This window comes from Shewanella sp. SM74 (assembly GCF_025653725.1).
GTDB classification, from domain to species: Bacteria; Pseudomonadota; Gammaproteobacteria; order Enterobacterales; family Shewanellaceae; genus Shewanella; species Shewanella oncorhynchi.
Window position 1 is genome coordinate 1 of sequence record NZ_JAKKRZ010000053.1, and the last position, 15,104, is coordinate 15,104.

The 15,104-nt window shown below is 42.4% G+C and carries 7 protein-coding genes, 1 rRNA gene and 2 pseudogenes; 3 read left to right on the forward strand and 7 right to left on the reverse strand.

From position 1 onward, the window contains the following. The first annotated feature begins 133 nt into the window (after nt 1-133). Nucleotides 134-249, forward strand: a 5S ribosomal RNA gene (gene rrf, locus L5M49_RS24145). 568 nt (nt 250-817) lie between these two features. Here rrf and L5M49_RS24150 read toward each other — a convergent pair. The 7 genes from L5M49_RS24150 to L5M49_RS24180 form a co-directional block, all read right to left on the reverse strand. After that, nucleotides 818-2,935, reverse strand: a complete 2,118-nt coding sequence (locus L5M49_RS24150) for a peptidase domain-containing ABC transporter (RefSeq protein ID WP_251071152.1) — start codon at nt 2,933-2,935, stop codon at nt 818-820. Continuing rightward, on the reverse strand, nt 2,935-3,699 hold the full coding sequence (locus L5M49_RS24155; RefSeq protein ID WP_263266957.1) for an HlyD family efflux transporter periplasmic adaptor subunit: 765 nt from the start codon (nt 3,697-3,699) through the stop codon (nt 2,935-2,937). Before L5M49_RS24155 ends, L5M49_RS24150 begins: the two co-directional genes overlap by 1 nt. Then, on the reverse strand, nt 3,696-6,848 hold the full coding sequence (locus L5M49_RS24160) for a lantibiotic dehydratase (RefSeq protein ID WP_263266958.1): 3,153 nt from the start codon (nt 6,846-6,848) through the stop codon (nt 3,696-3,698). The genes L5M49_RS24155 and L5M49_RS24160 overlap by 4 nt, the downstream gene beginning before the upstream one ends. Nucleotides 6,849-6,887: 39 nt before the next feature. After that, nucleotides 6,888-8,132 carry a lanthionine synthetase LanC family protein gene (locus L5M49_RS24165; protein WP_263174728.1) on the reverse strand — a complete coding sequence of 415 codons (1,245 nt, stop codon included), beginning with the start codon at nt 8,130-8,132 and terminating at the stop codon, nt 6,888-6,890. Between the two features lie 135 nt (nt 8,133-8,267). Beyond that, on the reverse strand, nt 8,268-8,459 hold the full coding sequence (locus L5M49_RS24170; RefSeq protein ID WP_147250506.1) for a hypothetical protein: 192 nt from the start codon (nt 8,457-8,459) through the stop codon (nt 8,268-8,270). Nucleotides 8,460-9,233: 774 nt separating this feature from the next. Beyond that, nucleotides 9,234-9,992, reverse strand: a complete 759-nt coding sequence (locus L5M49_RS24175; RefSeq protein ID WP_263266959.1) for a DUF2057 domain-containing protein — start codon at nt 9,990-9,992, stop codon at nt 9,234-9,236. A 207-nt stretch (nt 9,993-10,199) separates the two neighbouring features. After that, nucleotides 10,200-12,245, reverse strand: a complete 2,046-nt coding sequence (locus tag L5M49_RS24180; RefSeq protein ID WP_263266960.1) for a bifunctional 2',3'-cyclic-nucleotide 2'-phosphodiesterase/3'-nucleotidase — start codon at nt 12,243-12,245, stop codon at nt 10,200-10,202. 707 nt (nt 12,246-12,952) lie between these two features. Here L5M49_RS24180 and L5M49_RS24185 point away from each other — a divergent pair. Then, nucleotides 12,953-14,854 (forward strand): annotated as a pseudogene (locus tag L5M49_RS24185) (M3 family metallopeptidase); the annotation flags it as partial. A gap of 107 nt (nt 14,855-14,961) precedes the next feature. Further along, nucleotides 14,962-15,104: pseudogene (locus L5M49_RS24190) on the forward strand (IS4 family transposase); the annotation flags it as partial.

A 15,104-nucleotide genomic window follows, 5' to 3' on the forward strand; every position in this document is an offset into this window, starting at 1 on the left:
GTGGTCATAAAATGCTCCTGCATTTATGACATCAAGTACATCCTTGTACTTGTTGAACTCAAACAAAGCAAATCAGCTTTCCGAATTATTATTAGCGTGAGCCAGCGATGGACACGGTAATAAACAGAATTTGCTTGGTGACAATAGCCTTGTGGAACCACCTGATCCCATCCCGAACTCAGAAGTGAAACGCAAACGCGCCGATGGTAGTGTGGGGTCTCCCCATGTGAGAGTAGGTCATCGCCAAGCATCCAAATAAACACCAAAGCCCTAGCCTAAACCGCTAGGGTTTTTGTGTTTATTTGCTTCGCGAAAACTTATCTCGATGTCGGTCAATAAATGTTCCTCCAATATTGACACTTCCACCATCCATGGCGGTCGCCCGCCGCTAAGCGGACTCCCCGGCTACGAAGACAAGCTTCTTCGCGTTCAATCATGGCTAAATACTCCGTATTGATAGCGCTATGATTTCACCCCCATGTGAGAGTAGGTCATCGCCAAGCGCCTAATTATCTCATTGAGATGTAACCAAGCCAGCTGAATAAGCTGGCTTTTTTGCGTCTGCAATTTGTCTTAATCCCCTATACATTGCTCTCATTCATGTGATTAACGTAGAAGAGTGAATCTCTATCTGATAATAACAAGCTTTTAGGTGCTTGCTTATCTTAGGTCTATTCTTGTCAGTTATGTCATAAGTAACTCAACTATCGAATTGACCAAGTTATTTTCTGAATCACGGGTGTTACTATAAAAGTAGCCTTCTGACACGCTTAAGTCGATAGAGTGCATAAACAATTCTGCAATATTTTGATTTTATTTAACTTACTTTGTTAATTGCTGGTCGCTGTAGAAGTTGTGTTAAATCGATGACTCTATCTGCAGCTTTAATGGTTTCGGGCCGATGGGCGATTACCACTCGGGTGATATTCAATTTTTTCATCGCTTGATTAACAACAGACTCAGTGACAATGTCTAAGTGACTTGTTGCTTCATCCATAAATAAAATCTTCGGTTCCCGATACAGCGCTCTCGCCAAAATTAACCGTTGTTTTTGCCCACTGGATAGTGCTGAGCCCATATCGCCTATTAAACTTTTATAGCCCATTGGCATCTGACAAATATCTTGGTGTATTGCTGCCATTTGTGCACAACGAGTGAGCTTTTCGACGTCAATTTTTTCCGAAAAAAAAGTAATATTATCTTCTATTGTCCCACCAAGTAATCGGTCTTCTTGCATTACAGCTGCGACTTGCTGGCGATATTGAGCTAATCCTAATTTCACCAACGGTATGTCATCGATTAAAATCTCACCTTCGGTTGGTGTTAATAGCCCTAATAACAGTTTCATTAAGGTACTCTTACCACAACCGGATGGACCTATAATTGCAACCGACTCACCGGCGTTTATTTGTAATGCTAAATTGTATAGCACTGGCTCAGCGACGGAGCTATAACTAAAACTAACCTGTTGTAGACAGATATTTCCGGCCACTTTATGCTGCATTGGTTGTGGTGGATAAGTTTGCTCTTTGGCTGTTAGGGCAATATCTGCAATCCGTTCAAAATGTAAACTCAGCATGCGATATTCAATTAACTTTTCGATCAACTTGCTCATACGCTCCATAAATTGGGCTTTGTAGGCAATAAATGCAAATAACATTCCTGTGGTAAAACTGCCCACCATTACTAATTCTGCAGCAAGATAGATCACTACAATATTTTCTGTACCAAATAACAATTTGTTCATTATTTGATACGAAATTTCATATTTCCCGAGCGTAATGGTCCTGTTCGTTGCTTTAACATAGTGATTTTGCCAAATCGCTTCTCGCTGACTTTCAAAACCAAATAGCTTAACCGTTTGAATTGCTCGGATCGTTTCCATAAAGTTAGATTGTTCACCTGCTAAAGCTAGAATTTGCTGCTCTGAGGCTAAGCGTAAGGACCGATATAACGCTAATCTCAAGGCGCAATATGCTAGCACTGCCACTAGCACGACGAGAGACAATAACGGGCTGTAAAAGAAGATCATGCATAGAACTCCTAGCGCCATAAAACCATCAATGATGGCTTCAATAATGCCCGTAGTCAGCAGTTCCCGTAATTGCCTTAAAGAACCAAATCGTGATACCAGATCCCCCATATGACGTTTTTCAAAATAGGCCAATGGTAGCCGCACTAAGTGATGGAAGAGGTTACTGGCTAGCTGCACACTAAGTTGGCTGCTGAAATTCAGTAGCACTAAGCTGCGTAAAGCATTGGTGGCAACATCAAATAATAGTAACAAGGCAAAGCCTAACGCCAACACAAATAGCAACTGACCATCATTACTGATAATAACGGCGTCTACCACGAGTTGAATGTAATAAGGTGAGGCTAAAATAAACAGCTGTAAAAAAACGGACAAACTGAGTAACAACCCTAACGATTGCTTTAAACCAGTGATCTTAGAAAAAAAGGATGAGAATGTTAGTGATTGTTTAGCTTGTTCTGCAGTAAATGTAGCTGTCGGTGTCAATTCTAAAGCGATACCAGTAAATGATTTTGACACTTCTGTTAGGGATATTCGCCGCACTCCTAAAGCTGGGTCATGAATAATACAGTGTTGAGCGTTCACTGACTTTAGTACCACAAAGTGATTGAGATCCCAGTGCAAGATACATGGCGTAGCTAAGTCGGATAATTCTTCTAATTCAATTTTCAGTGGGCGACTACTGAGTTGCAACTGCTCTGCAATATGCATCAGATCCAGTAAGGTACAGCCTTCTAGCGATAGCGAAAAACGTTGTCTTAAGCTATTTAAATCAGTTTGATAGCCATGCATGCTGGCCACCATAGCTACACAGGCTAAGCCGCATTCCGCAGCCTCAGTTTGAACGATCATGGGTAAGCGGCGGCCAGACCAAGTTCTAAACTTCTCTTGCAGTGTTGCCATTAGTTTTGACCCTTATCATCAACATTTGGTGTAAACAACCACTCCAATAGTCTGCGTGGCGCGAAGCTAATATCAACCTCTAATCCCATACCTGCTCTCAGTGGCAATTTTTTTGCGTCTTCCGTTAATGCTAAAATGGCTCTATAACTCGGCTCTGATAAGGGTTGCGATTCATTTATGGTTATAGGCTGACTTCCTATCTCAACTAGAGTGGCTGTTTGCACACCAAAATGTTGATAGGGAAGTGCCTCTATGCGCATTTGTAGCTCCTGCCCCAATGTGAGTTGTCCTATAACTCTTGAGGGTATATATACAATTGCGAACAAGGTTTCTGGTTGCGGTAATAACGATATTGAGGGTTTTGATGGGCCGATATCCTCTCCAGACGGCAATAAAACTTCGGTAACCGTTCCTGTAAAAGGAGCTTTTAGTAAAAATGATTTTCCCATCGTATTTGGGAGGTTCAGCTGTTGTACTAAAGGTTGATTCTGCTGCACTTGCTCGCCAACTTGTACTAAAAGATGCCCTGCGTTGACTGATTTAGGCGTGGGCAAACGAATCGCCATAATGGCTGGCTCGATAGAACCTTGCACATGTTCTTTGCGTTGATACTCGCTAAAATACAAAAATAGTAATGCACATAAAAAAAGCGTGCTAATCAATACTGTGAAACCAATAAAACTAACTGGCTGGGTTAAACTTACTTCCCCTTGTAATCTTTGCTGTTGCTGCAAGACAACTTCTTTTCGAAATAAATCGCTCATTGCGATAAACCTCGTACTGGTTGTGCGCGTTTGCTTAGATAGATACGGCGTAACATGTCATAAACGACAAACTCTTGCTCTCGACCATAAGCCTTGAATAAACGGTTAGTAAACATATGTAATAATGAGCCTAGTAAACTATCGCGACTACCTTGTGCTTGTTGGGACTCAAATAATGCCAACATTGCCTGACAACATGGTGTAATCGAAGATGAAAACTGCTGTAAACTCTGCTGAATTTGTTGTTTGAATGGCTCAATAGCTTGGTTATGCCAATCTAATAATTGGCGATCTTGTTGTAATTGTGACTGATAGTATCGATATTTATCGCCCATTTGCTGGCGTAACTCTAAGCCTTCTTTAAATTCTTGTGCAAATCCTGTCCGCAAATTATCGATCAGTTTAAATTTCTCGGCGGGTAAATAATCGAATTGAGTTAAAATTAAATCTATCGCTAAAATGGCTAAGCGCCACCTCAAGCTGTCATCTTGTTGACTGAATAATATTGCCTGCAACACAAACTGGCTGTCCAAACAGAAAAAGTGCTCAGCCAAAGGCATCATATGCTCACCCCCGTAACGTTCTGTCTCCTGCCTGTAAGTGAACAACTCAATGCAATGTAAGCCTGCACTGGCTAGAGATGGCGCTAATAAGCGATTTAGTGCGGGTAGTAACTCCCCATATAATCGTTCCGGCTCCCCAAAACATCGTAGCCGTAGATGCCAATCAGGATCGCCATAGCGTACAAAGAACCAATGTTTGAGCACACCATCTTGCTGCATCTGCGTTAGCCATGGTGCCAATTGCTTTAGTAACAGTTGCTCCACACTACTTTGCCCTGCATACAATTTGACACTGAGCCATTCTGAGCCAGGCGCGAAATGCCTACACTTGTCATTGGTTGAGCTCGTCAATGGTGCTATGCGTGGTGCTAAGTATGGGGTTGCGGCACTATTTGACAGCGGTACAATTATTTCATGTTGATAAGGGCCATCTGGCCCTTGCAGTAAAGGTTGGTATTTCATCGCGAGCACTTCATTCAACCTAATGTGGCTTTTATGATTTACCTCTGCCAACAACATTTGGAACATCATATTATTTTGCAGATCGATCAGTAACACATGGTCGGCTATGGCATAGCTCATATAACGCTCTAAACCATATTCTTTCTGCAGTTGTTGCCAATCGGATTCAACAAACTGGCCTTCTTGCCATAAGCGTTTCAATAGTGCTACTGAAATATTGCAGTGGGCCTCTTGCAGGACCAGATTATCTAACATGATCCTTGGAACTCGTTTTGCTTTATGCAGGCTATCAGGTAAGGAGAAGTGAGGCATTTGTAAGTTTTGATGTTGAAGTGAGCATAAAAACCGATAAATCCCTAAACTACGATCACTGAAATTATGGGCAGAGGATAAACGGGGAATTATTCTTTTTTGTAGTCGCTGTGACCATAAACATAACACGTTATTTTCTTGATAGACCAATAGATCGCTGATTGGGATTTGCCACTCGTTTGCTAAGTGACTGTCAGCAAGAAAAACAATCTCATAGGCTCTTAATGTTGGTCTAGCGATGACATTGCCTGGACGCCCCTCGGGCATATGTAGTACTTCTGCAAAAAGGACTTCTGGAGAATGCGCTTCTTCTTGAGATAAATGTTGTTTGACCTGTTGCAGCATATCTGTTGATAAATGACAGAAACGTCCGAGTAAATTCGCTGCTGAAGGACCATAGCAACCATGATAATAGTAAATAACTCGGCCATCCTCTTGTTGATACGCTGACAAATTAATCGCGAAGGAAGCGGGTAACTTAGCCATTAATGTCGCACTTTCATGTTTAGACAATAACGAATCACTTGTTAATTTCAGCACAGTTTCGCTTGGGGTTACATCACTTAGAGCAGCGATAATCGTCTGTTGCAATGGTTCGATAACATTTTGTGTGGGGGAGGGACGATTGGTGATATTTAACCCTGCTAACAAGGAAGTGTGGTAGCCAATATCGCTGGAGAATGAAATACCAACTTCGTCATCTAATAAGGTCAACAGTGGCACATACTGGCTACCAAATCTTGCTTCAAATTTTTGGCTAAAGTCATTAAGTGGTGTTTTATAAGGTTTTCGTATCGCTAATAATGCTAATAATGCAGGCATCAGGGCAGAGACTTCTGCTTGTGCTAATTGGCACTGTGAAAATGAGCGCAAAATATCAGTCTGTAATAGGCGATTCTCGCTTACAGGATACGGCAGTGTTTGCAAGCTATGATAAATTTCTTGATATTGCTTAAGCGGGTTAACAGGTTGTTTATCCATGCTGTTTAACTGAGTGAGAGCTCGTTGCAATATATCAGCACTGTCTGTAGCGCCCATACTTTGTAACGCCGTAATAAAAGTTTGATCTGGGGAGCCAGAAGTTAATGTTAGTGGTAATTTGACTTGCAGCACACCGGCAGTAAGTAACTGCTTAATATAATCCTGTATGCTTGCAGTATTCGCCGTAGGATAGAGTTGTTGAAATCCATCTTGTAACGAAGCAAAGCTCCCTTCCTTCTTCGCCAGTTGCAGCATAGCAAGCAAATATTCATCTAATACCAAGGTACTTAAACGATATTTTTGCTCAGTATCTGAAAAATACGGTTCAATATAATGCAGACCATCGCTCTGTTGTTGCAACGTCGGATTTGCTTGATAGCACAATAACGGCCACTTCTCGGCCTTATTTGGTTCACTTAACTGGGCTCGAATTGCAGTTAAATAGGCTATGTCAAAGCGGGTATGGCGCTTATCTCGCAGCATGCTATCACACTGTAAGCGCGTTTCATTTGCTACTTGCCCCAAGGCTACGCCTGCAAATAACCCAAATGGCGTCGCTCTAGAGCTAAACCGAATAAAATATTTCAATAAGGAGTTAGTTATTTTAATTGCCGCTTTACTGTGTGGTTGCAGTTGCCAATTAGGCAATCGTTCCATCAATGAAGGACTTGCAAGATATAAGGCTTCTTGTACTGCTGGGTTTGCTAACCAACTGGCGAGAAAATCGACTAAGGCCGTAGGTTCTGTTGGTATTTTTCGTAGTTGAGACAAACTTGATCTAGGTGCCCGGATAACAAAAAAATCCGCGGCTTGCAAAACCTCTACACTCATAAACAATCCCTTGTTATAAAAATAGCCAATACATCGAAATCAATTATTGGTCAATAAAAGCGCATCTAGCCAATTAGTTTCTACGTTGAAGGCCATCAATAGCACTAAACCTATACCGGCATAGCCTCCAAGTAAGCCATGGTCTTGTAGGCGGCAGTTTGAATTATCTTGTTCGCGCACGGCATTAAAACCGTCGAGTCCTGATGTTTGATATAGTGCTAATGTATGTTCAAACCAATATTGTGCAGCCTGTGAAAGAGTGGATTCGGTGTAATAGCGTGTTATGACTTGAAAGATTAAAGCCAAACCTGCACTACCATGACAGATACCTGCATCCTGTACTTGGCTGCTTTTTAGTCTACGCTGAGCGGCTTTTAAGGCAATGTTCTTACCAGCGGCGGTAAAGTCATCACGGTTTATTGCATTGCCCACTCGCAGCAATGTTAAGGCTATGGTGGCATCGCCATAACACCAACCGAGTCGTGACTGGCACGGTTGTTCTGTGATGTACGCAAAGCAACTACCAAATTTCTCTGATGTTTGTTGCTGCTGAATTAACCACTGACAACTGGCTTGCAACAACGTCTGAATTTGGCTGTGTAGTTGCTGATGCGCTAATAATGGTAATAGAGAGGCAATGATTGAAGGGACTCCGTGAGCTAATCCTAAATTACATTCAGGGTCATCTGTTGCCTGATTAAATCTAAAGAAAGAGTTTGTTGCCACTTCCCAAGCACCAGTACCATCGGCAAATTGATGCCATTGCTGTTCCAGTAGTGTCAATAACGCTTGGGCCAAAGGTAAGCCTAATTCCGCGGTTTGACGCCGCGCTATATAGACTGCAAAACCACTTAGTCCGCGAATAAATTCCAATTCTCCAGTCCAGTCGTTCTGTTGTAAATGTTGTAGTAAGAGCACATCAGTATTGTGATTAAACTCCGCTTGGTAATTCCCTTCATGCAAAAAAAATTCATATAGCCAAGCGACACCAGTCAGTCCATAGCCAAACGCGAACTGTGAATGTAGGAATGGTATTTGCTCTTCTATTAATGTCATTCGTGCTGAAAATTCATGTTGGCATGCTAGTTCTGGAAACTGTTTATGTAATTGCCAGAAAAATAATTGTTGCCCAGCTAAGCCAGTTAACAAACCAACTCCTTGCTGCTCTAATGATTGTTTGGCATCTTTCACTAATAGCGCAGCTATGTCGTTCAATGCCTGTCTAGCAAGGCTAGACTGATGGGGTTGATTAAATTGCACTGAACCACCTTCCTTTATTTCCATGAAGTACAGCTTCTACATATTGGCTCATTTAGAAAGTCAAAAGGGCATAGTGGATATGCCCTTTACACATCTACTGATAAAATATGCTGTGTTATATTGTGACGTCACAACCTATTTGGTTACTTGAACCCCGTATTAAGGGATTTGACAGCAGCGATGAGTGCTACCTGTACGATCAGAAGGGCAGGTGTATGCATTGGCAGTCAACTCTCCGCAAGCACGAGTTATCACACCACCAGCAACTTGTGGTGTTAATTCGCTAGGTAAGACTTTTTTATCATGGGACAGATTCACTAACTCAGCTTTTTTTAATTTAAGTTCCATCATGTTATTCCTTTTACTTGATTAGTAATTTTTCGCCCTATCATTTAGGCAACTTATTTCTAACATTTGATGGGGAGAGTTTAAATCAGTATAAAGAATGAGCAGGTTGAAGGTTGAATAAGTCTAAAGGTTGAATGTTTTTTATGGAATAGGATTAGAGCATTGATCTTTTCATGCTTAGTGAGGCTTTGAAGCTGATAATGACTCTTGCTAAATAATGCCTTTATGACATTTTTTGTTACATTTGTTTCTGGATCTAGCCAAAAGATATAGCGTAAATCATAATGCATACGGTTAAATGTGTAGGCTAAATAGTATTTATCCTTGCTCAAGGTTTTGATTTTTAAAAATATTTAATTATGAAATAACGCTTTGCGGATAGTTAATTATGTTGGCTGGAGGAACTGAGACTATTCGATTTTACTCAGTTCGAATTCTTTGTAGTTAATTAAGTGATAAGTCTTTTATCTACAAATGCTTAACTGTATTTTATAAAGCGAGTTGATAAATAATAGTCTACGAAGACTGTAAAATGATATGTCTTTTATATTTATAATTTGTTCTACCAAATATATAAATAACACCTTTACAGGCACTCGCACCATTTGTTGCTTAGCAGCTTTGCTGTGTTAAATGACATTAAGCTGTGAAGTGAAAATGGACTTACTGAGTTTTAATATTTCTGAAATATTAGTTTTACTAAGCTTTAATAGAGCCGCCAGTTCATATGTGACACTAAGCTGGCGGTTTTAAATAGATAAACTGAAGCGGTATGGGTCACTCTTTGTTTATTTTAGCTTTGAAGCTGGCTTTGGTATTGTCGTTAGCTTGTTTGTACCAGTAATCCAGCATTTGACTGATTTCAGCTTGACTAGGTGCGGTTGTAGAAGTCACTGAAGTCGTTAGCTGAGCCTTATCATTGTTCGCTGTGGCTGCTGACGACATAACAGCTGGCGCGATCAAGCTCGTGGATGTGACTACTGCTGTTTGGCGTATTTGTGGCTGGCTTGCCAATACGGGTGCAATGGCGTCGCTTGCTTGCGTTGTTGCGGTATTCATAGTGAGATTTAATGAAGCAGGATGATTGCTAAGGTTGTACTGCAGTATCTCGTGTTCGAAATCCCGTCCCAGTTGAATGCCATTCTTAATCAATTTATCGCTGGTAAAACCCACGGCTTCATCTTGAGCATTTAATAGTGTCAGCTTAGGTGACTCATCAAATTTCTTTGCATCTCTGGCTGAGTTGATGGCGGGAAGTGTCAGCGTGAGTGTTTGTGCTGACGCATCAAAACGGACGATGAGCACGTCGGAGAGATAATGTACTGAGTCAGCTTGTTGTCGATATTGCGCGGCATAACGGAAGGCAATCTGATTGGTCCCATCAGCTAAAACGAGATCGCCACTCTTTACGGCTGGCTTGCCATTGACCGTTAGCACTTCAGCATTTTTAGGCAGATTGAGATGAACATCGGCCGTTGCAGGTTGCACTGCGCCCAGCATTAACGCAGTGGCACATAAGATTGATTGATATTTCATAAGCTTTCTCTGTTGTTGCGAGGACGCCGCTAAATAATAAGGCAGATATTTGGCGACACAAAGCAGGTTTAACCTTTAGTGTGGAGCATGATGAACTAAATGGCGACACACTGTTTATAGCGCGCAGATTAGCGTTAATTTAATCGGTAGGGAATAAAAAAGGCTCACGATGAGCCTTTTTGAGCATGATATTTCGGGATTGAACGCTTATTTGGTTAGGTTGATGCTATAAACGGCGAAACCCAGTTCATCTTTGCTTATCTTCTTCATTTCACGTTGTTTATTGGCTTCGATAAAGGCAGCGGCTTTGTCACTGTCTTGGGTTTCGAAGCGAATGTCTAATGTGACGTTGGTAGTGATGGTTTTGAAATCCCAGTTGTAATCGGCACTTGGATTGACCATAGCTTCGTACTTACCTGTGGTTTCGTTGTACTTAGATTGCGCTGTGATATAAGCAGCTAGCGCTTCACGGTTAGTATCGGGCAGTTCAAGTACCACATGGTCGCTACCAGTACCAGCAAACTTACCCCCAAAGGCGCGGTAGTTATTTGAGGTGACGATAAATTCTTTCGCGGCAAATTCTTCACCTGTGATGACTTTGCCGTTTTCGTCTTTATAGCTTAAATCAACGATACGGTTTGCGTTGGCATTAACGACGGCGCAATCGCGGTCAAACTTGCTCGGTTGGGTCACATCAATTTTATAGGTTAAGCCATCCAGTACGTCGAAGTTGTAGGTTGGATGACCATCCCAATTGATTAAACCTTGTGGGGTGGTTTTTGCAGGGTCAATTTGATTGAACTGGTTCGCTGAGCACTCGAGCCAATCTTTCAATTCGGCGCCCGTTGCTTTGACGGCCACCATAGTATTGGGATACAGGTACAGATCGGCGGCGTTTTTGAAGGTCAGTGGGCCTTTATCAACTTGCACAAATTGATCGGCATCACTGGTTGTACCGTGGCGACCGCCCGCTTTAAAGGGGGCGGAGGCTGATAGCACTGGCAACCCTTTTAATGCTGCAGGTAATTTCGCTTTCACGTTAGCGATTTGCGCATCGGAAACGATTTGTACCGTAGGGTCGTCCTGCACTAAGGTAAGGAAGCTGTACATGTCGGCTGCGGCAACGCCGATAGGTTCATCCACAAAGGCGAGGGTTCCTTGGTGCTCGGCTGCGACTGCATCTTTAATTGCGGGATCTTGGCTAACTAACTCTTCCTTAGTCGCACCATTATATATGGGGCGAGCTTGCGTTTTCGAACTAAGGACATGCCATTTACCATCTCTACGTTCAAGTTTAAAGTCAACAACCCCTAAGTTATCACCCCAACGACCTGGCATCACTGCTGGGACGCCGTTCAGTAGGCCCTTAGTGACATCGGTATTGGGTAAGTCGGCATACTTAGTATCAGGGAAGATAGAGTGGCTGTGGCCGAATAGAATCGCATTGATACCATCAACATAAGTCAAAGCGTAAGTGGCATTTTCAGCCATAGGATCGCCAGGATTTTCCGTTGAACCAATGCCAGAGTGAGGAATGGCGATAATGATATCGGCCCCTTTGGCTTTCATTTCGGGGACATATTTTTTCGCGGTTTCAATAATATCCTCGACCGTCACTTTACCCGTCAGATTTTGTTTATCCCACAATAGAATTTGCGGTGGCACAAAACCAATATAACCAATGTTAATGGTTTGATTATTACCTTCATTGTCGATGATGTTTTTTTGTTTGATGATATAAGGGGTGAATAAATGCTCACCTTTTTTAACCTCATTCCAGCAACCATTTTCGTCGGCGCAATAAACGTTTGAGTTGATATAAGGGAAATCTGCACCACTAATGGATTTATTTAAGAAATCTAAACCATAGTTAAATTCATGGTTACCGATATTACCGACTTCATAATCTAATAGGTTCATGGCTTTATAGGCTGGATGAATATCACCCATTTGCAGGCCAACTTTAGCCATGTAATCGCCCATTGGGCTGCCTTGCAGCAGATCGCCGTTGTCGACGAGTACGCTGTTTTTGGCTTCGTTGCGTGCAGCGTGGATTAAGCTTGCAGTACGGGCTAGACCGATAGTTGGGTCATTTTTGCCACTGTAGTAGTTGAAATCCATGATATTTGTGTGCAGATCTGTGGTTTCGAGTACCCGTAAATCGGCTTGAACGACTTTGTCGTCATCAGAATTACAGGCGCTTACACCAAGGGCGGCAGTGATCATCACTGCGAGTATTTTCTTATTTAACATAGTTATCTCTATTTATATTTATTTGACCCCAATGCATGCTCCGTAAAAGAACATGCCCATCATCCCGTTAATTCAGCGTAATTTAACTGTTAGGTTAATTTGCCGCTAAGTTAACGAGCGGGAATTATAAAGACATTTGATGATCTGAATGTGACATTAATCGGATAAAAGCTGTTTCAAATTGTGACTCAAGGTTTGCTTGCCTAAATAGTGAGCCGTTTAGCCTGTTTATTTGTTACGGCAATGTTTAAATAATTACAGTAAACAGTTTATTAAGAAGAATTAATATTTGTTATTGGAATGGCATTTTATTTGCTCAGCCCCTTGTCTACGTCGGGGATATTTGACGTAAAACTTCAGTAGAATTGTTTTAAATAATTCTTTTACATCAAATTTTAGCCAATGTTGATCACTTATGCTCGCATGTCTCTTGGCTTGATTGAGGTGAGTTAGGTTTAGCGTAGCGTTGGCATAGGCTTATTTAGACGGGTAATACACATAAAGTGATACAAATTAGCTGTGCTCTGGGCGGGTAAAACTTGGCTGAAATGCGCGTAACTTGTTAAGGTAGTTCATCGAAATTGACGTACGAAGCTACACAAGTTCGTTAAAACAGACTGTTGTAAACCGAAAGCCAAAATCCGTTTGCGCGCACCTTTCACCTTAAAAATACAATCGAAAGGGCAGCAACATCCAAGGGAGTTAATATGCGTAAGTCCGTTATTACCACAGCCGTAGCTGCGGCATTGTTACTTGGCGCTTGTTCAGACGAGCCTGCTGTAAGCACCAATGAAGCCAAAAATGCCGTTGCGACTCAATCCGCCGCCAAAGCCGAAGCAACTAATGTGCTGCTGAGCAAGAGTCCACTGCAAGATCAAGCGCCGCAATTTAATCTTATTCAGTCTGCAGATTATGCCCCCGCCTTCGAGCAGGGCATTAAAGCTCACGATGCAGAAATCGCTGCGATTGTGAATAACAAACAGGCGGCTAGTTTTGACAATACCATTCTTGCCATGGAAACCTCGGGTGAATTGTTAACGCGCGTATCGCGTACCTTCTTTAATCTCGCAGGTCTGATTTCTGATGATGATTTTCAGAAAACCGAAGCGGATCTTGCACCTAAGCTATCTGCCCACCGAGATAATATTTATCTCGATCCGACTTTATTTGCCCGTGTTGAAGCCGTATACCAGCAAAAGAGCAGCCTAAATGCGGAAGATCAGCGTTTAGTTGAATACTACTATGAGCAGTTTGTCCGCGCTGGCGCGAAATTGTCGGCTGATGATAAAGCTAAGATGCGCGACTTTAACGCTGAGCTTGCAACCTTAGCGACGGACTTTTCACAAAACAGCTTAAAATCATTTAAAGATGATGTGATTGTTGTGACTGATAAAGCCCTGTTAGCCAGTTTATCCGACAGCGAAATTGCTACTTTAGCTGCGGCTGCTAAAGCTGCGGGTAAAGAAGGCTATTTGATTACTTTAGTCAACACGACACGCCAACCTGTGCTTTCTAGCCTGAGCAACCGTGAACTGCGCCAAAAAGTATGGGAAACCTCGGCGCACAGAGCCGTCACAATCAATGGTCCATTGATTGTCAAAATGGCGCAAATACGTGCTAAAAAAGCCAATTTACTGGGGTTTGATACTTGGGCATCCTATGCGGTTGCCGATCAAATGGCGAAAACACCAGCCGCTGTGTATGAAATCCTCGATGATTTAGCGCCAAAAGCTTTAGCTCGCGCCAAAGTGGAGGCGGCTGATATTCAAGCTGAAATCAAAAAGGCGGGCGGTGATTTTGAACTGCAACCTTGGGATTGGGCTTACTACGCCGACAAAGTGCGTAAAGAGAAATACTCCCTCGATGAAAGCAGTATCAAGCCTTATTTCGAGTTTAATACTGTGCTGAAAGACGGGCTGTTTTTCGCTATGCATAAATTGTATGGCATCAGCTTAAAACCGCGTACTGATTTACCCGTGTGGCATTCCGATGTTTTAGCCTTTGAAGTCTTTGATAAAGATAACAGTTCTATTGGCTTATTCTATCTAGACCCCTATGCCCGTGAAGGCAAAGGCGGCGGCGCGTGGATGGATGAGTTCGTCACCCAAAGCGGTCTGCTCGGCACTAAGCCCGTTGTCTATAACGCGCTTAATATTCCTAAGCCAGCCGATGGCCCAACGCTAATGACCTTCGATGAAGTGACCACTCTGTTCCATGAATTTGGCCATGCGATACACGGTTTATTCTCGCAGGTGAAATACCCAAGCGTGGCTGGCACATCAACCGCACGTGACTTTGTTGAGTTCCCATCACAGGTTAACGAAGATTGGAATATCGACCCTGCTGTGATTGCTAACTATGCCAAACACTACAAAACGGGTGAGCCAATTCCTAAGGCGCTGCTTGATAAAATCTTAGCGGCAAATAAGTTTGGCCAAGGTTTTGATACCGTTGAGTACCTGTCAGCGGCCTTGTTAGATATGGAATGGCACTCTATCAGCGCCGACACTCAAATTAGCGATGTAGAGAAGTTTGAGCACCAAGTGCTAGCTAAACATGGTCTTGATTTTGCGCCAATACCACCCCGTTATAAGTCGAGCTACTTTAGCCCTGAAGAATCCCCTGATGATTTACAAATAAATCATCAAATTAGGGTGGAAGCGCATCTTGTTGCATGATCAAATGGTTTCGCTAAAAACTACACTTGGACAACAAGATGCGCGAAGCCAATATCCTACAACATTCTTTACACCAATACTGCCCAGAACTTCACCTAAAACGATTAAACAGCTTGATGCTGGCCTCTAAGGCACTGATTGAATGTAAGACACTGACCTTGACTGAGTTAGGTCGAAATTT